This window comes from Nitrobacter sp. JJSN, from assembly GCF_051912485.1.
In the GTDB taxonomy this organism is placed as follows: Bacteria; Pseudomonadota; Alphaproteobacteria; order Rhizobiales; family Xanthobacteraceae; genus Nitrobacter.
In genome coordinates this window covers 2802469-2827020 of sequence record NZ_CP196822.1, presented here as the reverse complement: position 1 = coordinate 2827020, position 24552 = coordinate 2802469, and the positions used below count along the sequence as shown (strand labels likewise).

At 57.1% G+C, this 24552-nt stretch carries 22 protein-coding genes and 1 pseudogene; 17 read left to right on the top strand and 6 right to left on the bottom strand.

Annotated features, from left to right (window positions below; genetic code table 11):
• Positions 1-131 precede the first annotated feature (131 nt).
• The 4 genes and pseudogenes from ACSZOQ_RS13965 to ACSZOQ_RS13950 all read left to right on the top strand — a co-directional run.
• Positions 132-1214 (top strand): AI-2E family transporter, encoded by a 1083-nt coding sequence (locus tag ACSZOQ_RS13965; RefSeq protein WP_439923083.1) that lies wholly within the window; start codon positions 132-134, stop codon positions 1212-1214.
• A gap of 328 nt (positions 1215-1542) precedes the next feature.
• The gene (locus tag ACSZOQ_RS13960) at positions 1543-2514 is read left to right on the top strand and encodes a phosphate acetyltransferase (RefSeq protein ID WP_439923082.1); all 972 of its coding nucleotides are present in this window, start codon (positions 1543-1545) and stop codon (positions 2512-2514) included.
• Positions 2515-2519: 5 nt separating this feature from the next.
• Positions 2520-3734, top strand: coding sequence for an acetate/propionate family kinase (locus tag ACSZOQ_RS13955; protein WP_439923081.1), 1215 nt, complete (start codon positions 2520-2522; stop codon positions 3732-3734).
• Positions 3731-4082: pseudogene (locus ACSZOQ_RS13950) on the top strand (SDR family oxidoreductase); the annotation flags it as partial. The gene ACSZOQ_RS13955 and the pseudogene ACSZOQ_RS13950, both read left to right, overlap by 4 nt.
• 37 nt (positions 4083-4119) lie before the next feature.
• On the opposite strand, the gene ACSZOQ_RS13945 reads toward ACSZOQ_RS13950, so the two are convergent.
• Entirely contained in the window at positions 4120-4803 is a 684-nt protein-coding gene (locus ACSZOQ_RS13945; protein WP_439923080.1) for a helix-turn-helix domain-containing protein, read from the bottom strand.
• A gap of 216 nt (positions 4804-5019) precedes the next feature.
• On the opposite strand from ACSZOQ_RS13945, the gene ACSZOQ_RS13940 reads away from it, so the two are divergent.
• From ACSZOQ_RS13940 to ACSZOQ_RS13925, 4 genes are all read left to right on the top strand, one after another.
• Positions 5020-5652, top strand: a complete 633-nt coding sequence (locus ACSZOQ_RS13940; protein ID WP_439923079.1) for a response regulator transcription factor — start codon at positions 5020-5022, stop codon at positions 5650-5652.
• A 135-nt stretch (positions 5653-5787) separates the two neighbouring features.
• A complete protein-coding gene (locus ACSZOQ_RS13935) occupies positions 5788-6165 on the top strand; it encodes a response regulator transcription factor (protein WP_439923078.1) in 378 nt (125 codons plus the stop codon).
• 250 nt (positions 6166-6415) lie between these two features.
• Positions 6416-8140, top strand: coding sequence for a SulP family inorganic anion transporter (locus ACSZOQ_RS13930; protein WP_439923077.1), 1725 nt, complete (start codon positions 6416-6418; stop codon positions 8138-8140).
• A 283-nt stretch (positions 8141-8423) separates the two neighbouring features.
• Positions 8424-8882 carry a hypothetical protein gene (locus tag ACSZOQ_RS13925; RefSeq protein ID WP_439923076.1) on the top strand — a complete coding sequence of 153 codons (459 nt, stop codon included), beginning with the start codon at positions 8424-8426 and terminating at the stop codon, positions 8880-8882.
• A gap of 14 nt (positions 8883-8896) precedes the next feature.
• On the opposite strand, the gene ppk2 is transcribed toward ACSZOQ_RS13925, so the two are convergent.
• On the bottom strand, positions 8897-9730 hold the full coding sequence (gene ppk2, locus ACSZOQ_RS13920; protein ID WP_439923075.1) for a polyphosphate kinase 2: 834 nt from the start codon (positions 9728-9730) through the stop codon (positions 8897-8899).
• Between the two features lie 9 nt (positions 9731-9739).
• The gene (locus ACSZOQ_RS13915) at positions 9740-10195 is read right to left on the bottom strand and encodes a hypothetical protein (protein WP_439923074.1); all 456 of its coding nucleotides are present in this window, start codon (positions 10193-10195) and stop codon (positions 9740-9742) included.
• A gap of 262 nt (positions 10196-10457) precedes the next feature.
• On the opposite strand from ACSZOQ_RS13915, the gene ACSZOQ_RS13910 reads away from it, so the two are divergent.
• The 8 genes from ACSZOQ_RS13910 to ACSZOQ_RS13875 all read left to right on the top strand — a co-directional run bounded on the left by ACSZOQ_RS13910 (position 10458) and on the right by ACSZOQ_RS13875 (position 21225).
• Positions 10458-10877, top strand: a complete 420-nt coding sequence (locus ACSZOQ_RS13910; protein ID WP_439923073.1) for a hypothetical protein — start codon at positions 10458-10460, stop codon at positions 10875-10877.
• Between the two features lie 224 nt (positions 10878-11101).
• Positions 11102-13009: a sensor histidine kinase gene (locus tag ACSZOQ_RS13905; RefSeq protein ID WP_439923072.1), complete on the top strand. Its 1908-nt coding sequence runs from the start codon at positions 11102-11104 to the stop codon at positions 13007-13009.
• A gap of 122 nt (positions 13010-13131) precedes the next feature.
• On the top strand, positions 13132-14760 hold the full coding sequence (locus tag ACSZOQ_RS13900) for a DUF3300 domain-containing protein (RefSeq protein WP_439923071.1): 1629 nt from the start codon (positions 13132-13134) through the stop codon (positions 14758-14760).
• On the top strand, positions 14757-15686 hold the full coding sequence (locus tag ACSZOQ_RS13895; protein ID WP_439923070.1) for a DUF2950 domain-containing protein: 930 nt from the start codon (positions 14757-14759) through the stop codon (positions 15684-15686). Before ACSZOQ_RS13900 ends, ACSZOQ_RS13895 begins: the two co-directional genes overlap by 4 nt.
• A 317-nt stretch (positions 15687-16003) precedes the next feature.
• Complete coding sequence (gene pflB / locus ACSZOQ_RS13890; protein ID WP_439923069.1) at positions 16004-18274, top strand: formate C-acetyltransferase; 2271 nt, start codon at positions 16004-16006, stop codon at positions 18272-18274.
• Between the two features lie 13 nt (positions 18275-18287).
• A complete protein-coding gene (pflA, locus tag ACSZOQ_RS13885; protein ID WP_439923068.1) occupies positions 18288-19115 on the top strand; it encodes a pyruvate formate-lyase-activating protein in 828 nt (275 codons plus the stop codon).
• 95 nt (positions 19116-19210) lie between these two features.
• Positions 19211-20746, top strand: coding sequence for an aspartate:alanine exchanger family transporter (locus ACSZOQ_RS13880; protein ID WP_439923067.1), 1536 nt, complete (start codon positions 19211-19213; stop codon positions 20744-20746).
• A 68-nt stretch (positions 20747-20814) separates the two neighbouring features.
• On the top strand, positions 20815-21225 hold the full coding sequence (locus ACSZOQ_RS13875; RefSeq protein ID WP_439923066.1) for a F0F1 ATP synthase subunit epsilon: 411 nt from the start codon (positions 20815-20817) through the stop codon (positions 21223-21225).
• Between the two features lie 113 nt (positions 21226-21338).
• On the opposite strand, the gene ACSZOQ_RS13870 is transcribed toward ACSZOQ_RS13875, so the two are convergent.
• Complete coding sequence (locus ACSZOQ_RS13870) at positions 21339-21653, bottom strand: DUF1476 domain-containing protein (RefSeq protein ID WP_439923065.1); 315 nt, start codon at positions 21651-21653, stop codon at positions 21339-21341.
• 569 nt (positions 21654-22222) lie between these two features.
• On the bottom strand, positions 22223-23305 hold the full coding sequence (locus ACSZOQ_RS13865; RefSeq protein WP_439922884.1) for an IS5 family transposase: 1083 nt from the start codon (positions 23303-23305) through the stop codon (positions 22223-22225).
• 232 nt (positions 23306-23537) lie between these two features.
• Between ACSZOQ_RS13865 and ACSZOQ_RS13860 the strand changes: the two genes are divergently transcribed.
• Positions 23538-23813 carry a hypothetical protein gene (locus tag ACSZOQ_RS13860; RefSeq protein ID WP_439923064.1) on the top strand — a complete coding sequence of 92 codons (276 nt, stop codon included), beginning with the start codon at positions 23538-23540 and terminating at the stop codon, positions 23811-23813.
• Positions 23814-23944: 131 nt separating this feature from the next.
• Here ACSZOQ_RS13860 and ACSZOQ_RS13855 read toward each other — a convergent pair whose 3' ends face one another.
• On the bottom strand, positions 23945-24361 hold the full coding sequence (locus ACSZOQ_RS13855) for a hypothetical protein (protein WP_439923063.1): 417 nt from the start codon (positions 24359-24361) through the stop codon (positions 23945-23947).
• Between the last annotated feature and the right edge of the window lie 191 nt (positions 24362-24552).

Genomic DNA, 24552 nt, shown 5'->3' with positions numbered 1-24552 from the left:
CGGCCGTCTCGATCGGCGTCGGCAGTTGAAGCCCAGACCAACCCCCTGCTGTTGATTTGGATCAAGACCATGACGCGAGAGCAGCCGGTAGCTTGGCTACGATATGCTCGCCCCCAGATGAAGGTGCGTCCTTGAAAACCCTTCGCCAGTACTTGCCCGGAGACGACGTCATCCAGCTTGTGATCCGGCTCGGGTTGCTTGCTTTCCTGATTTACTGGACGTTCGTTCTGATCCGTCCCTTTGTGCCTATCTTGGCCTGGAGCATTGTGCTCACTGTTGCACTTTATCCTGTCTTCAATCTCCTTTCCCGACTTCTCGGTGGCCGCCCACGGCTCGCAGCGGTCATTCTCACCTTCATCAATCTCGGGATCGTCATCGGACCAGCAACCTGGCTTGGCTTGAGTGCCTTGGATGGAGTGAAGCAGTTCGCTGGGAATCTAGCCGCAGGCAACCTGGTGGCTCCATCCCCGCCGGAGAGCGTCAATAACTGGCCGCTCATCGGCCCGAGCCTTTACGAGTTCTGGAATCAGGCATCCAGCAACATTCGAGCGGCCCTCCGTGAGGTGGCTCCTTATCTGAAGCCATTGGCGGGCGTTTTGCTGGCTTTTGCGGGCAATGCCGGCGTGGGCATGCTGAAGTTTCTCCTCGCTGTGGCGCTGGCCGGGTTTCTCTTTCCCTACGGCTCGCAACTTGCAGAGGCAGGCAAGAGCTTCCTCTATCGAATCGTGCCCGAGCAGAGCGAACATTTCCTCGAACTGGCGGGTGCGACCATTCGCGCCGTATCCCAGGGCGTCATCGGCGTCGCAATCATCCAGGCCCTATTGGCCGGCATAGGCTTCAAACTGGGAGACATTCCCAGCGCCGGCCTGTTGGCCATCGCAGTTATGATCCTGTCAATCGTTCAGGTAGGAGCGGCAATCGTCCTGGTTCCCGCGATCATTTGGATCTGGATGGACAAGGATTTCACCACGGCGCTCCTGCTGACGGTGTTCCTGGGTTTCGTCGGCATAATCGACAATATCCTGAAGCCGCTGGTGATGAGGCGCGGCCTGACGACCCCGACGCTTGTCATCTTTGTCGGGGTGATCGGAGGAACGCTCGCGCATGGAATTATCGGCCTCTTTATCGGACCGATCATTCTCTCCCTGACCTGGGAGTTGACGGTGGCTTGGATACGTAGGGATCGAGCTGGCACAGCGTCATTACCCAGCTGATCGTCGAACGTTGACCTAAATCAACGTTCGATGCCTCGATGCTTCTTGAATGTACTGCACGACATCGAGGCCATGACATGTCGATGGGCAAACAACATTGCTGGGCGGGTACCATGTCGGGGCTTGTTGCATCGGCTGTGGAGTACATGATGGATGCGGGGTCAACACAGCGTCCCGTTCATGGACGTCTTGCGCTGACGTGGCGATCAGTATCGAGAACACGTCGCGCAAATGTGGATGAAGTGTCAGGTAAAAGATTGAAGGTCACCCCTTTCGATCCGAAGTCGAAGGCCTCGTAGCGTTAATCGGAAAGATTCGGAGCGACACCATGAACGCCATGCTAGCCGATTCAGGAAAAACACGTTCTCTCAGCAAGTATGACCGTCTGATCGCTGCGGCCAAGGCAGTACCGCCGGTGCCAACCATTGTTGTGCATCCCTGCGATGAAGCCTCCTTGCGCGGCGTCGTCGACAGCGCGGCGGCAGGCATCATCCGGCCGACACTGGTCGGGCCTGAAGGGAAAATCAGGGATATTGCCAACAAGTGTGGCCTGGACGTTTCCGGTTTCAAGATCGTCGATGTTTCGCACAGCGAGGCTGCGGCTGCAAAGGGCGTTGAGCTCATCCATGCTGCCGAGGGTGAAATGCTGATGAAGGGCAGCCTACACACCGACGAACTGATGCGCAGCATTACGGCAAAGGTGGGCGGGCTGCGGACCAGCCGGCGGATCAGCCATGTGTTCGTGATGGATGTGCCGGCCTATGCTGAAACGCTGTTCGTGACGGATGCGGCCATCAACATCTTTCCTGATCTCGATGCCAAGCGGGATATCATCCAGAACGCCATCGATCTCTACACACAAACCGGTTTCGGGAAATCGCCGCGTGTGGCGATCCTGTCGGCGGTCGAGACCGTTACTTCCAGTATCCCGTCTACGATCGAGGCGGCGGCGCTCTGCAAAATGGCCGATCGAGGGCAGATCACGGGTGGCGTGCTCGACGGACCGCTTGCCTTCGACAATGCGATCGATGTGGAGGCGGCACGGATCAAGGGAATCAGATCCGATGTTGCCGGCCGGGCGCAGATACTGCTCGTTCCCGACCTTGAGGCCGGCAATATGCTGGCGAAGAATCTCGCTTACTTCGCCAAGGCAGATGGCGCTGGCATCGTGCTCGGCGCCCGGGTGCCTATCGTTCTGACGTCGCGTGCAGACTCGGCGCGCGCTCGGATGGCGTCCTGCGCGGTCGCGGCTCTCTATGCGAATGCGAGGCGCCAGCAGGCTCCAACAGTTGCCGCGTGATCGCCATGGATACCATCCTCGTCGTCAATGCAGGCTCCTCAAGCGTCAAGTTCCAGATCTTTTCGGTCGAGGGAGAGGGAAAGCTGCGACGGCAGATCAAGGGCCAGATTGATGGTATTGGCAGCCGTCCTCGCCTACGGGCTAGCCGTGCGGACAGCGAACCACTGGCCGATCGGGTCTATCCGATTGAATCGGTTTCGGACGTCCCAGCCGCGATGCGTATCGCTGGTGAATGGTTACGGAACGAGCTTCGTATCAGCCCGATAGCTGTCGGCCATCGTGTCGTGCATGGCGGTCCGGACTATGACCGACCGGTGCTGATCAACCACGGGGTCGTAGCCCAGCTGGAGCGGTTCATTACGTTAGCCCCGCTTCATCAGCCACATAATCTGGCACCGATCCGCTCGCTTCTGGCCAACTTTCCAGCCCTTCCGCAAGTGGCCTGTTTCGACACAGCGTTTCACCGCACACATGACGCGGTCGCGGATCACTATGCTATCCCGCATCAGCTTTATGCCAAAGGTGTGCGGCGCTACGGATTCCACGGTCTCTCATACGAATATGTTGCGCAGATCTTGCCGCAGGTCGCCCCCGAGGTTGCAAAGGGGCGGGTGATCGTCGCGCATCTCGGTAGTGGCGCCTCCATGTGCGCACTGAGGGGAGGGCGTAGCGCCGAGAGCACCATGGGATTCACCGCACTCGACGGGTTACCAATGGGGACGCGCCCGGGGCAACTTGACCCCGGTGTCGTGCTCTATCTGATCTCGGAAATGGGAATGTCTGCGTCCGACGTACAGAATTTTCTCTATCGCGATTGCGGATTGAAGGGACTGTCAGGCGTCAGCAATGATATGCGCGAACTGGAGACAAGCGAGGATCCGAAGGCAAAACTGGCGATCGATTATTTCGTCTACCGGGTCTGCCTCAACGCAGGCATGCTTGCAGCCGCGCTGCAGGGTGTCGACGCTTTCGTCTTTACCGCCGGTATCGGCGAAAACTCGATGCGGATTCGGGCGCGCATCGTCGATCAACTGGGATGGCTTGGCTTTACGCTTGATCCCACAGGGAATTCTCGCCACGCGCGCCTGATATCCGGTTCCGACAGCCGTATCCCGGTTTACGTCATACCAACCGACGAGGAGTTGATGATTGCGCAGCACACGTTGTCGCTGTTGTTGGAGAGGCCGTCGCCGAGTGCGAGACATGAGAGGGTGTCGTGATTCCAGAACTCCCCGATACCAAGGGCGCCTTGAAGGGCAAGAAAGGCGATCGTCGGCATCGCGAACAAATCAATCGATTGTCCGGGGGTGCGCCAAGGCATTTCGTGCGCTCGGGGCTGACCTCGCCGTTACTTACCCGAACGAACGCTCTAGACAGCACGTCGGTCCACTTGCACGGGCATTGAAATCGCCGATCTTCATGCCGCTGGATGTCATGGTCGAACGGATCGCGAAGGAACGGGACAGCTCAATTTCCTCCTCCATTCGATCGCTCTCTCTCCAAGAGAAACGCTTCATGGTCCGGTCGCGAACGTCGGTCGCGACGGCTTCCTTAAGACGAGGGATGTGTAAGAACCAGCGCGAATTGCGCCCGCAGCTCCCGGCTTCAGGTCTGCAGATCGAGACTAGCGAGCTGCCGTCGATTCAGAACGACGATCTGGCGCTGATTGCTGCCGACGAATCTGATGATGTCGAGTTCATGCAGCCGCGATAGTGCACGAGAAACAGTTTCCAGTGTCAATCCCAGATAGTCGGCAATATCGCGCCGCGACATCGGCAATGGTATGACGCTGGCCGCCGTAAGCCGTCGGTCCATCTCGATCAGGAAGGCAGCGACCCGCTCCAGAGACGTCTTGCGACCGAGCAGGAGCATGTGATTTTCCGCATGCTGCAGATTTTCCGTGGTCATGCTGAGCAGGTTTCGCCAGACCATAGCGTCGCTCTCCGCCACCATCTCAAGGCTCCGCCGTTTGATCAAGCGAACCGTGGTGTTCAGGATCGCCTCTGCCGTAAACCGATGTTCGCTTCCGTTTTCCAATCCGAAAATGTCGCCGATGAGGTGGAACGCGCCGATCTGGCGACGACCGTCTGAAAGCAATTTGTAGCTTCGCACCGCGCCCGTTTTGACCTGATAGACGTAGTCCGCAGGCTCTTTTTCCCCGTAGATTTCAGTACCTTTTTTGTAGGTAAATTCGTTTAGACTTACTTTTTGATTTGAATCATTCGCTATTCCAAGTTCGCCGAGAGAGGTGGCGCGATATGCCAAATCGGTGGTAACGCGGACAAACATGGCCAACTCCTGTGGAGTAATCGGTTGTTGGATATGGTCTGCCTCTACGAAGTATTATTTCCGCTCGAAGGAGTGCTCTTTGCCGTGGCCGTGGAGCTTCCGCCAAGACATCTTTCTTGACCATTGTCTGAAGGGTCATTGTACCTAAGGACAGGTCTGTAATAGGGTATGGGTGCTCTGAGCAGGGCTTCCTAGGGTGGCGGCTGGGAGGCGGACTTGCCTGGCCTTGTTTATATTGTGGACGACGATGCCTCGTTTCGGACAGCGGTCGAACGTCGTCTGAAGCTTGCGGGCTATGAAGTCGAAAAATACTCGTCGGCCGAAACACTACTGGATCGTCTGCAGGGCTCTGAAAAACCGGGATGTGTCTTGCTTGACGTACGAATGCCCGGACTGAACGGCCTGGAATTGCAAAGCCGCCTCATCGAGCTCCATTCGATTTTGCCGGTCATCTTCGTCACCGGCCATGCTGACATCCCGACGACCGTGCGGGCTATTAGAGCAGGCGCCGAAGATCTCCTGATCAAGCCGGTATCGTCAGAACAACTGATCGATGCGATCGAGCGCGCCCTGGCGCACCATGAGTCAGCCCGCAGCCAACGAAGCAAGATCGATACGATCCTCGCTCTTCTTGCGAAATTGACGCCCCGCGAGCGACAGGTCTTCGATTTGATCGTGCGCGGCAAGATCAACAAGCAAGTTGCCAGCGAACTGGGAACAACCGAACGCACCGTGAAAGCGCATCGCCATGAGGTGATGGAGAAGATGCAGGTGCATTCGCTCGCGAGACTGGTCTCGATCGCGGAACGTCTTGGCCTAATCGATCCCAACGAAAATTCAGGCAGCTAACCGGTACTTTTGCCCGCAGCCTAAAATGTTCGCCGCGGGATCATGTACAAAAGGACAATATGAAAATTGGTTGGCGGGGCGTCTAGATGAATTCGCAGTAGGGCGATGTGCCTTCGGCAGGTTCCTGGAAGGCCGATGACATCGAAATCCAAGTCGATTCTTATCGTCGACGATAATCCGTCAATGCTCAAGGGCATGAAACGGCTATTGAGAGAGCACGGCTTCAACGTAGAACTGTTCGATTCCGCGGACGCGCTGCTGGGGCATGCCGATTTTGACGACGCGTTTTGCGTTATTCTTGACATCGATCTGAACAATCAATCTGGCATAGACTTGCGTCGTCAACTCGTGGATAGAGGCGTCGAGCTGCCAGTCATCTTTATTACTGGCAACGACAGTGAAGCGAACCGCTCCGCCGCGATCGAGTCGGGATGTGCTGCCTACCTGATCAAGCCATTTTCGGCCAACTCGCTAATCGATCCGGTCGAAAAAGCGCGTGCAGCGTCATCCTAGCATGGTCGCTGGATTCATTCGTCGATATCTCGCTCGATGTCTTCCAGAATTCCTTGATCATCTTCGGGTCTTCAGGAAAGTCATCGAGAGCTTGATCCAGATCAATCCGCGTCGGGCTCGACCGTCGCCTATGCCATGAGGATCTGCGACGACTTGTACAGGGGCGGCCTTGGGCGTCTATGCAACGAGGGACATACCCAACCTCGTCCTTGGTCTGCCGCTGCGAGATACGTCCCAACAAGGAATGCCGATGGAGTTACGCGCGTTTCGGCGAGTGGGTTGGACACGGGCTTTCCCCCCGTTGACGTGGCTTGCCGAATATAAACCATCCTGGTTGCGTCACGATGCGATTGCTGGAGTGACGCTCGCCGCCTATGCGATCCCGGTATCGCTTGCCTATGCGGGCCTTGCCGGATTGCCGCCGCAGGTTGGCATTTATGGTTATCTACTTGGCGGCTTGGGCTATGCTCTCATGGGTTCGTCGCGCCAGCTGGCTATCGGTCCGACCTCCGCAATCTCGCTCATGATCGCCGGCAGCGTCGGGGCGCTGGCAGGAGGAGACGCCGTACGATTCGCGCAGATCGCGAGTCTTTCGGCATTCTTTGTGGCGCTGCTTTGCCTGATCGCGTGGCTTTTCAAACTAAGCATTCTTGTGCGCCTGGTTAGCGACAGCATTCTCGTCGGCTTCAAGGCGGGTGCCGGGCTTACAATCATAATGAGTCAATTACCGAGCTTATTCGGCGTAGCCAGTGGCGGTCACAACTTCCTTGACCGCGCGATTCGGCTTGCAGGTCAGATCGGCAACATCAATCTACTTGTTTTGGCTATAGGAGTTGCAGCGATTGCGCTCTTGTTCCTCGGCGAGCGATTTCTGACAGGCAGGCCCGTCGGACTCATGGTGCTGGCGTTGTCGATTCTCATGGCAACCTTGTTTGGGATGCCGGCGCTGGGTGTACCTGTCACCGGGAAAATACCGGAGGGATTGCCCGCCTTCGCGGTGCCCACCTTCGGTATGCTGGATTTTCAGGAGCTATTTCCGATAGCCGCCGGATGTCTGCTGCTAGCCTATATAGAAGGCGTTTCGGCGGCGCGGAGTTTTGCGGCGAAGCATGGATACAGCCTTGATGTTCGGCAAGAATTCTTGGGGCTTGGAGCTGCCAACCTCGCAGTTGCCTTTGGTCACGGCTATCCTGTCGCAGGCGGGTTGTCGCAGTCCGCCATCAACGACACGGCAGGAGCACGCACGCCCCTGGCATTGTTGTTTTGCTCGCTTACTCTCGCACTCTGCCTGCTTTTCTTTACGCAGTTGCTGGCCAACCTTCCGCGGGCAGTGTTGGCTGGAATTGTCATTACGGCGGTTTACAAACTGGTCGACGTCCGCGCTCTGCTTCGCATGTGGAAAGTGAGCCGTATCGACTTCTATGCTGCGGCTATTGCCCTTGTGTCCGTATTGCTGCTTGGGATTCTCCAGGGTGTGCTGCTTGCTGCCCTTGCATCCATTTTCCTGCTGCTTATCCGAGCGTCGCAGCCTAACATAGCGTTTCTCGGACGGCTTCCTGGATCGGGGCGCTATTCCGACAGCGTCAGGCACGAGGGCGTGGAGTCGCTGGTTGGCGTTATTGCGTTTCGCCCTGAAGCCTCGTTGCTCTACATCAATGCTGAGACGATTCAGGAGGCAGTTTTGAACGCGCTGCGAAAGTCGTCTGACGTCAGGTTGGTTATCTGCGATCTTTCGGCTTCCCCCTACATCGATCTGGCTGGGGCGCGGATGTTGCTCGATCTCTATGATGAGCTGACGTCGCGTCATGTCACGTTCTGCATTGTCGGCGCTCACGCGCAGTTGCGTGAGTTGCTACGGGCGGAAGGGCTGGCGGAGAAGACCGACAGCAGCAAATGGCTCCGTACGCTCGATAGCGTGCTGGGTGAGCACAATGCCAGCGAGCCTCTCCGGGATGAACGGCCGCCGGGGCGGTGAGTTACTCTCGAGTTTGACGGCGATCGAACGATGCCTCTGCCGACGAGGGGTTTCCGCTGGACGTATCTGATGCCCAATGGCCCGCACGATGCGGCATTCGCAGCTTGACGAGTTGTTTCAAGGGAGAGAAGTTGACCTGGATCAAGGTGGCGGAGAGGCAATGGGTAAATGTCCAACGACACCAGCCCGCGCAAAAAAACTCGATCAGCTCTCTCCCGGTTCGGTTCGACACTGCTGGTTTTTCGGAGTGTGATTCATCAGAGGGTAAAAGGAAAAGGATGTCATGAAAAGGTTTAGCATAAGCTTCGCCCTGTTAGCCTTGCTTGTGGGCGCTTCCATTGGTACGCCAGCCCGGGCTGAAACGGGTCGCGTCGCAGTGATCTTCACCAAGGGCGGCTTCGTCGTAGGAGTCGGTGGCGGCGAGGGCGTACTGACGCTCCGGGGCCACCACTATCCGTTCACCGTATCGGGCATGAGCGTCGGCTTCACGATCGGGGCCTCGACCAGCAAGCTTGTTGGACGGGCTATCAACCTGAGGGGACCGGCCTCGATCGAAGGCAATTACAGTGCCGTCGGAGCCGGCGGCGCCGTCGTGGCTGGGGCGGGAGGGGTTCAATTGCAGAACGCCAATGGCGTGATTTTGCAACTGAGTGGCCCGAAGGTAGGCGCTGAAGTGTCGGCCGCCGTCGGTGGGGTATCTATACGCTTGAAACAGATGCGAACCAGTCGGACCGCCCAGTAGGCGACCTGGTCCACTCAGTAACGTTCCGCTACGAACGTCATCCCGCGCAGTCCCGCCTGGTCGTCAAAGCGTTCCTTAGCGGAACGCTTTGGCAGCTTGATTTTGTTCTTATGCATACGTTTATACGGAATCAACTTCAGCAGATGCGCGATGCAGTTTAGCCGTGCTCGGCGCTTATCGTCGGAGCGAAGGATGTACCATGGCGCTTCTTTCGTGCTTGTCGCCTCTAGCATGAGGTCCCGCGCCTCCGAGTAGGCGTACCATCGTTGGTAGGATTCCGTATCCATCGGACTCAACTTCCATTGCCGCAACGGATCGTCGATCCTCGCTCTGAAGCGACGCTCCTGCTCCTCCATTCCGACTTCAAGCCAGAGTTTGATCAGGATGATGCCCCCTTCGATGGTATATTTCTCCATCTGGGGACAGAGCGAAAGGAATCGTTTGTGCTCGGCCGGCGTACAGAAACCCATCACATATTCCACGCCGGCGCGGTTGTACCAACTCCGGTCGAAGATCACGATTTCACCTGCAGCCGGAAAATGCTGCATGTAGCGTTGGAGGAATAACTGCGTCTTCTCGCGATCGGATGGAGCTGGCAAGGCGGCAACGCGAAATACGCGCGGGCTGACCTTCTCCGTAATCGCTTTGATTGTGCCGCCCTTGCCGGCGGCATCCCGGCCCTCGAACAGGATGATGATCCGAAGCTTGTTCGCCTTCACCCATTCCTGGAGGTAGCAAAGCTCGATCTGGAGCTTCTCCAGCTCTTTCTCGTAGGCCTTGCGTTTCATCCGTGGCGCGTCCGCGTCGGTTGGCATGCTTATCTTCCGCTGTTTCAGATCAAGGTCCATCGATTGTCCTCACTCTCCCCAAGCAATGGTGATGGCGATATCGCCCGGAATACCCCCAGGGTAGTCGATGGTCTGGTAGCTAATGCGATAGCCCCGCGGTTTCAGGTAGTCGCCCCAGAGCTGGAAGATTTCCTTCGGAATCCCCGTCAGTGTGTGCTCCCAACCGGATTCCATCTGATTGATGGCGCGGCCCCCATCTGTGCACAGCGAGTTGGGAAACCGATACACCTGCACTTCGGTTAGCCCATTGCGCACTGCTCGCTGGATGATGGTCGAGGCGAGTTGGATTTTCTCCTCCTCGGATTTGCCTGACGGACGACTGAGCCGCTCGATCAGCGCATGTTTCTCGGCCTCGGCGGCCGCTGCCAGGCGGGCATATTGATCCGCCTTTTCGGCTTCCTTGAGAGCCGCTTCTTTCCGGATAGTCTTCGCACTGGGAATGAGGTCATCAATGCTGCCTGGCATGACGAGGGACTCCTGACGATTGTTCTACTTCATCAGCGTTGCCACAAGGCTAGGTCAGGTCGACGTCGCTGCCTTGATCCAAATCAAGCAATTCGCATCCCCGGTACGTGTACCGTGCACACAAGGTCTCGAGCGGCCACGGCTGGTTCAGAGGGAGAGAGTTGAACGGAGAAGATACATCGATGGGTCCGCACTATCAGGCGCTGCTTTTGCCGAAATTACCATTATTGGGCGGTCACTGACACGCTTCAGGAGTAGGGCTATGAGTGTGTTTCCAAAGCTCGTCCTTGCTGCGGCTATTACGGCAAGCTCCGTCCCGCTGTCGCCGCAGGAGGTATACGCGTTCGATCTTTCCGGTGCGTGGGCCACAAGCGCGGAGCAATGCAGCAAGGTATTCGCTCGCAGGGGGCGTGCAAACCAGGTCAACTTTACAAATTTTTCGGGTGCTTACGGCGGTGGATTTATCGCTGAAGCCGATCGCCTGAGAGGGAAGTCGGCGAGTTGCGTGATCAAGGCGAAGAACGAAAGCGGTCAGACCGTCAACTTGGTGGTCGCTTGCGCATCGGGCGTCATGCTTTCAAAGGTCCAGTTCTTCCTGAAGGTGATCGATGCCGACACCATCACCCGGGAATTTCCGGGCATAGAAGAAATGAATATCAAGTATCACCGGTGCCGCATTTAGCGAATTGCAATTTGATCGACGCGTTTTCCTGGATCAATAGAAATTCGCGTGCATGCGACCGAATGGCGTTGGCTAATGGAGAAACGCCATGCGTGTCAGACAAAGAACAAGCACATTGGTCCTGAGTGCGTTGGCTTCTTCCGCCTCGGCTGAGACTATCGCTGCAGTATTACCTGCGCTTAAAAGTGCTACAATGCAGCCGTTCGGACAGCCGGGGTACGAGGATGAACGGACGCGTCTCGATGGTAGCGACTAATCTATCCTGGATGGGTCTCGTTACTCGTCTATGCGTCTGCCTGCTGGTCTGGGCGAGCCTCCCATCTGAATTTGCACGCGGTGCTCAAAGTCGCGAGATCAAACGCGTGTTGATCCTGCATTCCTTTGGACGAGACTTCAGACCGTGGGGGGCGTATGCCAAAGCCATTCGCGAGAATCTGGAACAGCTGTCGCCGTGGCAGATCGATATTCAGGACCACTCGCTAGTTTCCGCACGTTCTGGCGACGAAAATCCTGGGCGGCCGTTTATTGCGTACTTGAATGCGCTCTATTCCGAACACGCTCCGGATATCGTTATCGCCATCGGCGCTCCGGCCTCGAATTTTGTTCAGCATAACCGCCAACGCTTGTTCACTCAAATTCCCCTGATACTGACGGCGGTCGAGCAGCGTCGTATCCAGTTCTCGGATTTGCCGGATAACGACACCATTATTGCTGTTTCTCACGATTTTCGTCTTTCTTTCCAGACGATCCTTCGTGTTCTTCCCGGCACGGAGCGAATTGTCGTTGTGAACGGAACGTCGCCCAACGAGAAATTCTGGCTCGGCGAGCTCCGCAAGGACGCGGCATCGGTCGAGAAGAAGGTCGAGTTCATCTGGCCCGACGATATTTCGTTCCAGGATTTTCTGAAGAAAAGCGAAACGCTGCCACCAAATACGGCCATCTTCTGGCATCTGATGAACGTCGACGCAGCGGGGATTTCTTACGAGGGGAATGCCGCGCTTCGGCAACTCCGCGGAGTGTCCAATGCTCCGATTTTTTCTTACGACGATGGCTTTTTTGGCAATGGGATCGTTGGCGGGCCGATGTATTCTGTTCTCGAAATAAGCAGGCTTACGGCTGCCGTGGCGGTTCGTATCCTTAGCGGAGAAAAACCTCGCGATATAAGGCCTGCTGCGATCAAATATGCCAGCCCCAAGTTCGATTGGCGGGAAATGCAGCGCTGGGGCATCAACGAGAGTAACCTGCCTCCGGGAAGCGAAGTTTTGTTTCGTGAGCCCGGTATCTGGGAAAAGTACAGCTGGGCGCTTTCGCTGATTGCGATTGTAATCTTGATCCAAGGGGGATTGATCAGCGGACTGCTCCACGAGCGACATCGACGCCGTCTCGCTGAAGTTGAATCGCGACAACGCCTGGCGGAGCTTGCACACCTTAACCGCTATTCGACTGTCGGAGAACTGACGACTTCTATCGCGCATGAGCTAAACCAGCCGCTAGGCTCCATTCTTACCAACGCCGAAACGGGCGCGCTCATGCTGAACAGCTCTTCACCAGATCTCGATGAATTGAGGGAAATTCTCGTTGACATCAGGCGCGACGATCAGCGTGCCAGCGAAGTCATACGCCGGCTACACAGCATGCTGAAGAAAACACCCTTTGAAATGAAATGTATCGACCTGAACGAAACGGTACGGCAAGTAATCGGATTCGTTGCAGCCATGGCTCAGGGGCTCAACATTGCATTGAGGTGCGTCACGACCTCGATCGATCTGAACGTCAAGGGCGACGCTATTCAACTGCAACAAGTTGTTCTGAATTTGATTATCAACGCGATGGAAGCAATATCCGAAGCGGACGCAAATGAGCGTGAAGTTAGCGTAACCACGAATCTTTCGGGCGTCATGGTGGAAATCAGGATCAGCGATACCGGCCCTGGCATAGCGGCCGGAGATCTCAAGAGCGTCTTCGATCCGTTTTTCACGACAAAACCGCAGGGTATGGGTATGGGGCTTGCGATTGTCCGCACTATCGTCGAAGCGCATCACGGACAGATTTCCGCGGCAAATCTGCCGTCTGGTGGTGCACTTTTCGCAATCAGGCTTCCGACTGCCAGCGATCGATCAAATTCGGCCTGATACATGCGGCCGTGCTGCTCTTGCGCCGTAGAAAAACGGTGCCGGTAGTTTCATTGATCTTTATCAACGGACGAGCTCGGCTTTGATCCATTTTTGCAGCGATGAACTCAAGGAGAGGTGTGATGTTCCGCTGCGGCAAGACCCTGATCGCGCTCGCATTACTGATGGCGAATCCTATCGGCGTCTCTGCCCAAACGGTCGATAATCCACCGGGTCCCAGCAGCACGCCGCAACCAGCGACCAAATCGTTGCCTGGTGCAGAACTGTTGAAGCCAGAGCAACTCGAAGCGCTGACTGCTCCGATTGCGCTCTATCCCGATGATCTACTGGCAAATGTGCTGGCGGCGTCGACCTATCCGCTAGAGGTCGTGCAGGCCGATCGCTGGCTCAAGGAACGTAAAACATTGAAAGGCGATGCGTTGAAGAAGGAGATTGAAAAGCAATCGTGGGACAACAGCGTCAAGGCGCTTTCGAGCACTCCAGATGTCATTTCAATGATGGGCGACAAGATCGACTGGCCCAAGGGTCTCGGCGATGCCGTTCTCACGCAGCAAGCGGATGTCATGGATGCAATCCAACGCCTTCGCTCTAAAGCCTATGACAACAAGAAGCTGGTTACCACCAAGCAGCAGAAGGTGAGCGTTCAAACGCAAGAAAGCAAGCAGGCGATTGTCATCGAGTCGACCAGCCCCGATACGATGTACGTGCCGTACTACGATCCGGCTGCGGTTTACGGAAGTTGGCCCTATACCGAGTATCCACCCTATTACTTCGGGTATCCGTCCTATATCGGCGCGGGAGTGATCGCGGCGGGCCTCGGGTTCGGTGCAGGCTGGGCCATCGGACGCTGGGGTAACTACTGGGGTGGCGGATTCAACTGGGGCAACCGCAATCTCTACGTCAACCACTACAACCGGATAAATAACGTCGGAAACAACTGGCAGCACAATCCGGCGCATCGCCAGGGCGTGCGGTACAATAACGCGAATGTTCAGCAGCGCTTCGGCAACAACAATCTGAAGGCCGGCGCCTCGAACCGCATGGATTTTCGTGGCCGCGATGGGCAGCAGGTGCTTCGTCCGGGGCAGGATCGACCTGGCGGTCGAGATCGCGCAGCAGGGGATCGTGCAGGCGACCGTGCGGCCTCACGCGACCGGCCGGGCGGCGATCGTGGCAATCGATCAGGCGCAGCGGATCGCGCCAGGGGTGGCGGCGACCGTGCCAGAGCAGGGAACAGGGCTGCCAACCGTGGCGGCGCGGCGCGCGGTGGCGGCAATCGTGGCGGTGCCATGAACATATCTTCGGGCAGGGCGGCTGCGGCGGCCTCGGCACGCGGTCATGCGAGTCTGGGCGGACGAGGTGCTACCAGCTTCGCCGGACGTGGCGGTGCGGCATTTGCCGGTGGAGGAGGCTTCCGCGGCGGTGGTGGCGGCGGTTTCCGCGGCGGCGGTGGCGGCTTCCGTGGCGGTGGTGGACGGCGGTCCGACGTCGAACTGAAACACGACATCGTACTGCTGGGTCATCTCGCCAACGGGCTCGGTTACTACCGCTTCAGCTATCTCGGTAGCAGCAAGTCCTATGTCGGCGTGATCGCGCAGGAAGTGCAGAATCTGGTGCCGCAAGCCGTGACCCGTGGTCGTGACGGTTACCTCAGGGTTTACTACGAGAAGCTTGGATTGAAGCTGCGAACTTACAGCGACTGGTTGGCTAGGGGCGCGAGAATTCCTGCGCAGCTGGAGGTATCGCCATGATCACATCAATGTGGATCTCCCGCGTCGCTTCGACGGGCGCAGCGGCAATCGTGGCGGTCGCGCTGTCGATCGGTGTCAGCCAAGCTCAGCAGGCTTTTTCTTCGCCGGAAGAGGCAGCGGCGGGATTGGCCACGGCGGTCAAGACCGGTTCGATGAGCGCCATTCTGAAAGTCCTCGGCAGAGGTGCTGAAGACGTGGTCGAATCCGGCGATAGCGTTGCTGACAAAGAGACTCGGGAGCGTTTTCTTTCCGCTTACGATGCCAAGCACTCCATCAAGGCTGAGGGAAACAAGAAGGCTACGCTCGTTTTAGGCGCCGATGAATTTCCGTTTCCAATTCCACTTGTCAACAGCAATAGCGGCTGGGAATTCGACACGGCCGCCGGGCGTATTGAGATTCTTTATCGCCGCATTGGACGCAATGAGTTGGATGCAATCCAGGCCTGTCTCGCCTTCGTAGATGCCCAGAATGAATATGCCGAAAAGGACCGTACAGGCGAAGGCATAGGCGTTTACGCGCAACGTATTGTCAGCACTCCGGGCAAGAAGGATGGACTATTCTGGCGCGACGATCGCGACCCCAGCCCGCTTGGTGAGTTGGCGGCGCAAGCCTCGGCAGAGGGCTATAAGGTCGATGGTCAAGGCGCCCCGTATCACGGATATTTCTTTCGAATATTGAGGGGGCAGGGGTCCGACGCACCCGGAGGCGCTCTTAACTACGTCGTCAAGCACAAGATGATCGGCGGTTTCGCGCTGATCGCCTATCCCGCCGAATACGGCAACTCTGGTGTCATGACCTTCATGGTCAATCACGCCGGCACTGTCTATCAAAAGGATCTCGGTAAAAGCACGGAATTTCTCGCCAAACGCATCGGTTTGTTCGATCCGGATCAGACCTGGAAGAAGATCGATACGGCGAAGCCTTGAACGCGGGTGTTCCGGATTCCCGACAACCATGTCAGCGATCAAGCGATGCGCTGCGACGCTAAGCATTGGTTTGTCGGTGTGCAGACTGCCCTTTATCAACATCACTCTTGGCGCATGGATGAAATCGACTGCCTATCCAGCCGCGGCCACAAGTGCAGTGCATCGACTATCTCGAAGCCGGAAATGTCGAGCCTGACTGCTCTCTGATTTGTTTGACCTAAATCAATGCAGGATATGCCAACGCTCCGATGGTCATGGCACACGCCGAATTGTCACCCTCAATATTGAGGGCGCGATGGGCCGGTGGGAGATGCACCATGAAGGCAAGCGCAGCCCTGAGGAAGGAAGCTAAGGCCGGAGATTGCTGGAACGATTTTCGGCCTGGAGATTGGCTCAGTTCCATCAACGTTCGCGACTTCATCGTCCGAAATACGACGCCTTACACAGGCGACGAAGCGTTTCTCGCTGGACCGTCGCAGCGGACCAAGGCCGTCTGGGAAAAATTACAGCCGTACTTCGCCGAGGAAAGAAAAAAGGGAGTGCTTGCAGTCGATGCTCAAACACCCTCGACGCTGCTCGCGCACAAGGCCGGCTACATCGATCGCGACAACGAAGTTATCGTGGGTCTTCAGACCGACCAGCCTTTCAAGCGGGCGATTTTTCCGTTCGGCGGATTGCGGATGGTTGAAGCAGGTCTCAAGGCCGCGGGCCTCCAGCCCGACCCGGCCGTCCACGAGGCTTTTACGAAATACCGGAAATCGCATAACGACGGTGTCTTCGACGCCTACACGCCCGAAATCATGAAATGCCGGAAGTCCGGGATCATCACCGGCCTGCCGGATGCTTACGGTCGTGGCCGTATTATTGGAGATTACCGGCGGGTCGCCCTCTACGGGATCGACCGCCTTCTCGCAGCCAAGCGAGCCGAGCGGGAACAGATCGATGACATGTGGCCGAGCGATGACATCATCCGGTCACGCGAAGAACTGTCCGACCAGATGCGCGCGCTCGAGGACCTTTCCTCGATGGCCAAGCTATATGGCTTCGATATATCGAAGCCCGCTCGCAATGCTCAGGAAGCATTCCAATGGACTTACTTCGCCTATCTCGGGGCGATCAAGGAAGCCAATGGGGCAGCGATGTCCATCGGCCGTATATCGAGCTTCCTGGATATTTACATTGAACGAGATCTGAAAGAGGGCGTTCTGGACGAAGGCCAAGCTCAGGAACTCTGGGATCAACTGGTTCAAAAGCTTCGCATTGTCCGTTTCCTGCGCACGCCCGACTACGACGCGCTGTTCAGCGGAGACCCTTATTGGGCGACTGAGTGCGTCGGCGGCATGGATCTCGATGGGCGCACGCTGGTGACCAAGAGCAGCTATCGCATGCTGCACACGCTTACAAATCTTGGTCCAGCGCCCGAGCCGAACATTACAGTTCTCTGGTCCAACCATATGCCCGCAGCATTCAAGCGCTACTGTGCCAAGGTCAGCCGCGAGACGTCCTCTATTCAGTACGAGAACGACGACCTGATGCGTCCGTTCTGGGGTGACGATTACGGCATTGCCTGTTGCGTTTCGGCGATGCGCCTCGGCAAGCAGATGCAGTTTTTCGGTGCTCGCGTAAACCTGGCCAAGGCACTGCTGTATGCGATCAATGGTGGCCGCGACGAAGTCTCAGGCGAGCAGGTCGCGCCCCAGACGCTACCGGTCGCGGGCGACTTCCTCGACTACGACGATGTGGTGGCCAAGTTCGATACCACCATGGAGTGGCTGGCACGCACATATGTCCACGCGATGAACTGCATCCACTATATGCACGACAAATATTTCTATGAACGCTTGGAGATGGCTCTGCATGATCGCGACATCCTCAGAACAATGGCATTCGGTATTGCTGGCCTTTCGGTGGTAGCCGATAGCCTCAGCGCAATAAAGTATGGAAAAGTTCGCATTGTCCGTGATGCGTCAGGATTGGTAGTCGACTATCAGAATGAGGGGAATAAGGCGACACCGCAATTCGGCAACAATGATGATCGCGTTGATAAAATAGCGTCTGACATCGTCACCAATTTCATGGGGAAGATACGAAAACACGCCACCTACCGCAATGCGACGCATACACAGAGCGTTCTCACCATTACGTCGAACGTCGTTTACGGCAAGGCGACTGGAAATACTCCCGACGGCCGCCGCAAGGGCGAACCGTTTGGGCCGGGGGCCAACCCGATGCACGGTCGGGATAGCCACGGTTGGCTTGCCTCATGCCTGTCTGTTGCCAAGCTCCCCTACAAGGATGCGCAGGACGGTATCAGCTATACGGTCTCTGTCGCGCCACAGAAAGCACATCTGTCGGAAGACCAGATGATCGATGAAGCCGTCAAGGCGTTCGACGTCTATTTCGATCGAGGTGGGTTCCACATGAATCTGAACGTGATCGATAAGGATGTGCTCGAAGATGCGATGAAGAACCCGGATAAATACCCGCAGCTCACTATTCGAGTCTCGGGCTACGCCGTCAACTTCGTCCGGCTCACGCCGGAACAGCAGAGAGATGTGATCAGCCGTACTTTCCACGGCCAGATCTGAATAGAGGTGCACCATGTCGACGGTGCAGATACTTGAACCCGGAAGCCGTCACGACCTCCGGGTGGGGATTTCCCCGGACGCGCCGGACGAAAGCCAGATCAAGGATGAGGAGGGCGCGTTCGGGTATTGTCACTCCTACGAAACGTCGTCCCGATATGACGGGCCTGGTCTACGCCTCGTGCTCTTCGTTTCCGGCTGCCTGTTGCGATGCACCTACTGCCACAATCCGGATACGTGGCATTTGAAGGACGGAACCTACGTTTCGGCCGATCATGTGCTTCGTCGCGTGAACGATTTCGTACCCGCACTTCTTCCGCTTGGTGGTGGACTTACAATTTCCGGCGGCGAGCCGATGGTTCAACTTGCATTCACCCGGCGGATATTCGCTGGCGCAAAGGCATTGGGTTTGCACACGGCCATTCAGACCTCTGGATTCCTGGGGGATCGTGCCGATGAAAGCTATCTGTCGAACATCGATCTTGTCCTGCTCGACATCAAAAGCTCGAATCCCGACACGTACCGGCGCGTGACAGGTCGCGACCTCGCACCGACGTTACGCTTTGCCGAACGGCTCGCATCGCTTTCCAAGCCGGTATGGGTTCGTTTCACGCTCGTCCCCGGCGAGACCGACGACCCCACCAACGTCGACGGTATCGCTCGATTCGTCGCGCCGATGAAGAATGTCGAGTGGGTCGAGGTTCAGCCGTTCCATCAGATGGGTTCTTTCAAGTGGAAGGCGATGGGGCTTGACTACAAGCTGCTCGATACTCCGCCTGCCAGCAAAGACTTGGTCAACCGGGTCATCAGCCAGTTTCGCGCGGCAGGCTGCCAGGTACGTTAACCGACACAGGAGCTCGGGAGAAAACGAAAATGTTGGACCTTGCTCGTGACATCATAGGAAGCCAGCCGATACTGACGGCATTTCTGGCCATCGGATTGGGCTACCTGGTCGGTCAGATCAGTATCGGTGGATTTTCTCTCGGCGTCGGCGCTGTTCTTTTCGTCGGTCTTGCCATCGGTGCGTTCGCGCCCAAAGCCCAGATCATCGGACCAATCGGTCTGACGGGACTGATCATGTTCCTGTATGGGATCGGCATCCTCTACGGCAGGCAGTTCTTCGAAGGCATGGTCGGCGTTGGGCAGAAGTACAATCTGCTGGCTCTTGTCGCATGCTTGGCCGGCTTGGCAGTTGCACTCGGACTTGGACACATTTTCAGTATCAAGATCGGACACACGCTCGGTATCTATGCCGGCTCCATGACAAGCACTGCCACGCTTCAGGCTGCGCTCGACGTCATGAAGAGCAAGGAGCCGTCGATCGGGTATTCGATTGCTTACCCCTTCGGGGTCATCGGTCCGATCCTGTGCATCTACTTCATGACCCGGATAGTGAAGCCGAAGTTTCCGGCTAAGGCGCAGCGGTTCCAGATGGGCGAAATTTCGATCGGAAAAGGCCAGGCCGGGAAAAGACTCGACGAACTGATGACCGGGGCGCTCAGCGGGCTGCAGATCACGATGGTTCGAAAGGATGGGCACAACATCGTTCCTGCAGCCGATACTATCTTGTCTGCTGGAGATGCGATTCTCGTGGTCGCCGAGCAGAATGAAGAAATTGCCAAAGCGGCTGCCGCGCTCGGAAGGCTGGAGCCTGGGCGCCTGGCCAGTGATCGCACCGATCTTGATTACATCAGGGTCTTTGTCGGGAAGGCCAGCGTGGTCGGAGTACCCCTCGCCAAGCTTCCCATGCCGGCCGGCTTTCCCACGCACCTGCTGCATGTCCGTCGCTATGATGCGGACCTCGTGCCGGCGCCGGATCTGATGCTTGAATTCGGCGACCGAGTCGGCGTGCTGATGCCGCCTGATCGAAAGGATGAGATCCGCCGCCACTTTGGCGATACTGTGAAGGCGGCGGCCGAATTCAGCTACGTCTCGCTCGGGGTTGGGATGGTCTTGGGCGTCTTGCTTGGGCTTATTCCGATTCCGATTCCTGGTGTCGGCGTGGTGACGCTCGGCATTGGAGGCGGCCCGCTGATCGTCGCTCTTATCTTCGGCAAATTGCGCCGCACAGGTCCCATGCTCTGGACCATGCCGTTACCAGCGAACATTGTCTTGCGAAATTTCGGGCTGGCGATGTTTCTTGCCACCGTTGGCGTCAACGCCGGGCAGCCTTTTGTTCGAACCGTCGCGGAATCCGGGTTCACTATGCTCTTTATCGGCGGCGCGGTTCTGTTGACGACGGTATTCATCGTCTTGCTGGTCGGCCATTACGTTCTGAAAATCCCGTTTGACGATCTCGTGGGCGTGGCGTCGGGCGCGACGGGAAATCCGGCAATTCTGGTCTACTCGACGAAGGTCGCTCCCACCGAACGGCCCGACATCGGCTACGCCATGATCTTTCCTTCCATGACATTGATGAAAGTGATCGCGGTGCAGATCGTGGGTCTCCTTATGGCTGGGAGCGGTGCCGGTTAGCGACTGATCAGAGCCTTGCAATTCATCAGGGGCGCGCAGATCGGTGGTGTAATCAGGGGTGCCAGAACATGACAAGGTTCCATGTGAGTCTTGTATCCCCGGAAAGTCTGTTATTTTCTGGCCAGGTCGATCAGGTCGATCTGCCCGGCATCGAAGGCGATCTTGGTGTCCTTGCGGGTCACGCACCGATCGTTGTGATGCTTCGTCCGGGGATCGTGACGGCGGTCGCAGGAAATATCAGTGAGAGGTTCGTCATTTTCGGAGGTATAGCGGAATTCTCGCAAGAAAAGCTGACGATCCTCGCGGATTCAGCGTCGTCCGTCGATGGCTTTGATCTTGCCGGATTGAAATCGCAGATCGACGAGATGCAGGAAAATATCGCAAAGCAATCCGTCGGCAACGAACTCGATCGAGCTATTGCAAAGCTCGATCACTTCAAGGCAATCCACACCGCTCTGGTCCAGGCGACCGCCTTCTAGAGGGCCTGACGTTCGCTGTCGCTAAGATCATTGTCCGTATACGCGAACCCGAGGTTGGTCGGAATTTCTGTCGCCACCTATAGCACGCCGGACCTATCGCAAACGAAGCGCCTTCAATTCCCGGCCTGAATCTGCTCCAGGGCGCAGTGGTAGAACTCTTCCATTTTCAATGTGATCATCTCGACGGAAATATTCTTCTGCGCAAGATCCTTTGAGACTCTGCGCAAGATGTCGTCGCTTTGATTTTCAAGATCGATGGTGACCAGTTCATTGGCGTAGGCCTCAGCGGCGTCTTCGGTCATCCCGAGCTGTGCAGCGGCCCAGTTACCCAACATCTTGTTGCGCCTTGCCGTCGCCTTAAACCTTATCTCCTCATCGTGGACAAATTTGTTCTCAAAGGCCTGTTCACGTTTGTCGAAAGTCGTCATGATCGAGGTCCCTTTCGGCAACGCTCGCCGCTATGGCATCCGCGATGCCATGCGGGTCGCGCAAGCCGTCAAAAGTGATCGGATCTTCTTTTTCGGCTGAACGTTTCTCGTGATCCGCCGAATGCCCGTTACGATCCGCTCGGCCGTCGGTGCCGGTCTAGGCGAAGTCTCTGCGCTCTCAAGCGCTTTATCTCATCGTCGAGTACGTCCATTTCCTCCGTGCGTCGCGTGTTCTTGGATTTTGCCGCATCGGCGGAGCGTAGTTTTTCCAGCGCTTTCTCGACGGAGAGTTTTGGTGTGTCTGCCATAACAGACCTCCAACAAGCATCTGAACAAGAGCGGCCGCCCAGTCGGGACCAAAGGGCATCTCCCGACCTGATGGCCTTCAACTCGCTCATCAGCACAAGGCTCACTATGGGATTGCTTCAGATCCTGCAAATTTGTCCGTTGATCTAGCAGTTTGCTGAAAAAGCCAAAATTGACCGCTTCGATGATCCTCGGAACGCCTCATCGCGATGATGTGTATTCGGCGGCGCGTTGCAGTCGTTGTCGTCCTGGCGACGACGCGGTTATGCCGTGACCAGTTTGGGAACGCGGATCAGGTTATAGGCGATCAAGTTGAGCATGAAGTCGGCGGCAACGCGGCAAATGCCACGATGTTTGGTCCTGCGCATCGTGCCGTGCTGCTTGCCCCAGCCGAAGATGCATTCGATCATCGCCCGGCGCGTCTGCGACATGCCATAGCCCTGATGGCGCGTGGTCCGTGCGTCGATAGCGCTCCGGCGGCGCCTGCCGGTCTTGCCCATGCCATTGTTCTGCGTCACATGCGGTGTGACGTCGATGGCGCGAAGATTGGCCACATGATCGGCCGTGTCATAAGCCTTGTCCGCACCGGCGGTAATGCGGCGACCCGCTTTCCTGCCTTCGGCCTCGAGCATTATCTCCGCGGCGCGGCGCTCGGCGGTGCCGCTCGCGTGCGTGACGATGCCGGCCACGGCCAGCCCATGCCGGTTCTCCATGGTGACGTGGCCCATGTAGCAGAGCCTGGCCTCGCGTCCGGCCGCCTTGCGGTAGAGCCGGCTGTCGGGATCGCTCGTGCTGACATGGGTGTCGTTCTTGCGCGTCTGACCGTGGAAGTTCGTGCCGTCGTCGCCATCGCGGCCATCCTTGGGACGAAAGCTCTTCTGTGACGCCCAGGCCTCGATCAACGTGCCGTCCACCGAGAAGTGCTCGTCCGAGAGCAGCGGCTCGACCTGAGGGTGTTTCAAAAGCCTGGTCATGAACTTCGTGAACACATCGCCGTTCTGCAGCCGCTCGCGGTTCTTCGTGAAGCTGGTCGGGTTCCAGACCGGATGGTCCGGCGACAGCCCCACGAACCAGCGATACAATAGATTGTAGTCCAACTGCTCCATCAATTGGCGCTCCGAGCGAATGCCGTAGAGCACCTGCAGAAGTAGCGCGCTGAGCAATTGCTCCGGCGCGATCGAGGGGCGCCCTTCACTTGAATAGAGCCTGGCAAAGCTACGGTTCAACTCGCCCAGCACATCACGGACCAGCGCCCGGATCTTCCTCAGCGGATGGTTCGGCGGCACCCGCGCCTCCGGCGAGATGTACGAAAACAACCCGCCCTGATCCACAAAGGCTCCGCGCATCCCAACCTCCACCGATTCACGATGAAAATCGAATCAGCAAACTCTCGCACGCGCGAGCGGTTTTTCAGCAGACTGCTAGATCAACATGGACCGAACTGCGGAGGAATTATTAGTCCTACGCCTGCTGATGCTCCAGGTCGCGCCCCTGTCCTGCGGGTGGCTGAAAAAGCCTGGTTTGCGCAATATTGGGAAATGTGTTGCGATGTACCGGGGTCAATAAACAGGCGGCCACATGCGAGCAAATTTCTGCGGCTGTTCTGCTGCGTTTTTAGCCCTCATCTCATTTGAGCCATATAGTGCGACGGCGCAAGTTCTTACGCCGTTCCGTTATGAATCCCAGGCGCAACGCCATTGTCCGAGGGATACGGTTGTCTGGCTCGATTTCGGAAGAGAGCGCTACTACCTGAAAGGTCAGAAGCGCTTTGCATCGGGACATGCTGGCAGCTTCGTATGCAGGAATGAGGCCCGCGATAGCGGCTACCGGCGCTCGCCCTTGGGATTGAGGTAGGCGTAAACCGGTGCGCCGGACGAGCACTCCGGCGTCATGGTTTCACGACGTCTCCACTTCGTAGCGCGCTCCTCATGCGCCGCATGCTCTGGGAGAACTCGGTTCAGGCAATCAAGGGATCAATCCAGAGATTACCAGCCGTAATAATAACGCCGCGCGGTGTAGCCAGGATAAGTGCCGCCGTAGCCGTACGGAGAGCAATAGTCGCCGGCATAGCCGCTATCATAAGCATAGGCTCCACCGTAATAAGGATAAGCGCCGCCGTAATAGGCCGAACGTGCGATGGCGCCGCCGACGATCGCGCCTGCCGCGAGGCCGCCCAAACCCCATCCTCCGTACCCCCAGCCCCTGTGACCCCAGCCGCCGCGATAGCCGATCCCACCTCGATAGCCCCAGCGGCCGTAACGCACTTGCACGACAGGCGTGTCTAGCGCGGCTTTCATTGCGGCGATGCTGGTTGGCAACGGCGCGGCTTCACCTCGTGGGACAAATGTGCCGGTGGTGGTGACGGCAAGTGCGGCTAAAAGCACTGCTTTGACGAACTTCATGACTTCCTCCGCCGTGGTTGACACAGGAACGAACTCAGCCGACTGATGGTCGAGGTTTTCGACGCATGGTCAGCTGAGAGCATAGCAATGGAATTCTTTCAGTGCCGGGGAGGCTGACCTTGATTTAAATCAATGCCGGATCGCTTTCCGTCGTGGAAGCGCTTGAGGTCACTCTTGACTCGAAGCGCCGT

Bases quoted from the DNA above. Each gene is read 5' to 3' on its own strand.
- ACSZOQ_RS13960 (WP_439923082.1), top strand. From the start codon at position 1,543: ATGAACGCCATGCTAGCCGATTCAGGAAAAACACGTTCTCTCAGCAAG.
- ACSZOQ_RS13955 (WP_439923081.1), top strand. From the start codon at position 2,520: ATGGATACCATCCTCGTCGTCAATGCAGGCTCCTCAAGCGTCAAGTTC.
- ACSZOQ_RS13945 (WP_439923080.1), bottom strand. From the start codon at position 4,803: ATGTTTGTCCGCGTTACCACCGATTTGGCATATCGCGCCACCTCTCTC.
- ACSZOQ_RS13935 (WP_439923078.1), top strand. From the start codon at position 5,788: ATGACATCGAAATCCAAGTCGATTCTTATCGTCGACGATAATCCGTCA.
- ACSZOQ_RS13930 (WP_439923077.1), top strand. From the start codon at position 6,416: ATGGAGTTACGCGCGTTTCGGCGAGTGGGTTGGACACGGGCTTTCCCC.
- ACSZOQ_RS13925 (WP_439923076.1), top strand. From the start codon at position 8,424: ATGAAAAGGTTTAGCATAAGCTTCGCCCTGTTAGCCTTGCTTGTGGGC.
- ppk2 (WP_439923075.1), bottom strand. From the start codon at position 9,730: ATGGACCTTGATCTGAAACAGCGGAAGATAAGCATGCCAACCGACGCG.
- ACSZOQ_RS13915 (WP_439923074.1), bottom strand. From the start codon at position 10,195: ATGCCAGGCAGCATTGATGACCTCATTCCCAGTGCGAAGACTATCCGG.
- ACSZOQ_RS13910 (WP_439923073.1), top strand. From the start codon at position 10,458: ATGAGTGTGTTTCCAAAGCTCGTCCTTGCTGCGGCTATTACGGCAAGC.
- ACSZOQ_RS13905 (WP_439923072.1), top strand. From the start codon at position 11,102: ATGAACGGACGCGTCTCGATGGTAGCGACTAATCTATCCTGGATGGGT.
- ACSZOQ_RS13900 (WP_439923071.1), top strand. From the start codon at position 13,132: ATGTTCCGCTGCGGCAAGACCCTGATCGCGCTCGCATTACTGATGGCG.
- ACSZOQ_RS13895 (WP_439923070.1), top strand. From the start codon at position 14,757: ATGATCACATCAATGTGGATCTCCCGCGTCGCTTCGACGGGCGCAGCG.
- pflB (WP_439923069.1), top strand. From the start codon at position 16,004: ATGAAGGCAAGCGCAGCCCTGAGGAAGGAAGCTAAGGCCGGAGATTGC.
- pflA (WP_439923068.1), top strand. From the start codon at position 18,288: ATGTCGACGGTGCAGATACTTGAACCCGGAAGCCGTCACGACCTCCGG.
- ACSZOQ_RS13875 (WP_439923066.1), top strand. From the start codon at position 20,815: ATGACAAGGTTCCATGTGAGTCTTGTATCCCCGGAAAGTCTGTTATTT.
- ACSZOQ_RS13870 (WP_439923065.1), bottom strand. From the start codon at position 21,653: ATGACGACTTTCGACAAACGTGAACAGGCCTTTGAGAACAAATTTGTC.
- ACSZOQ_RS13865 (WP_439922884.1), bottom strand. From the start codon at position 23,305: ATGCGCGGAGCCTTTGTGGATCAGGGCGGGTTGTTTTCGTACATCTCG.
- ACSZOQ_RS13860 (WP_439923064.1), top strand. From the start codon at position 23,538: ATGCGAGCAAATTTCTGCGGCTGTTCTGCTGCGTTTTTAGCCCTCATC.
- ACSZOQ_RS13855 (WP_439923063.1), bottom strand. From the start codon at position 24,361: ATGAAGTTCGTCAAAGCAGTGCTTTTAGCCGCACTTGCCGTCACCACC.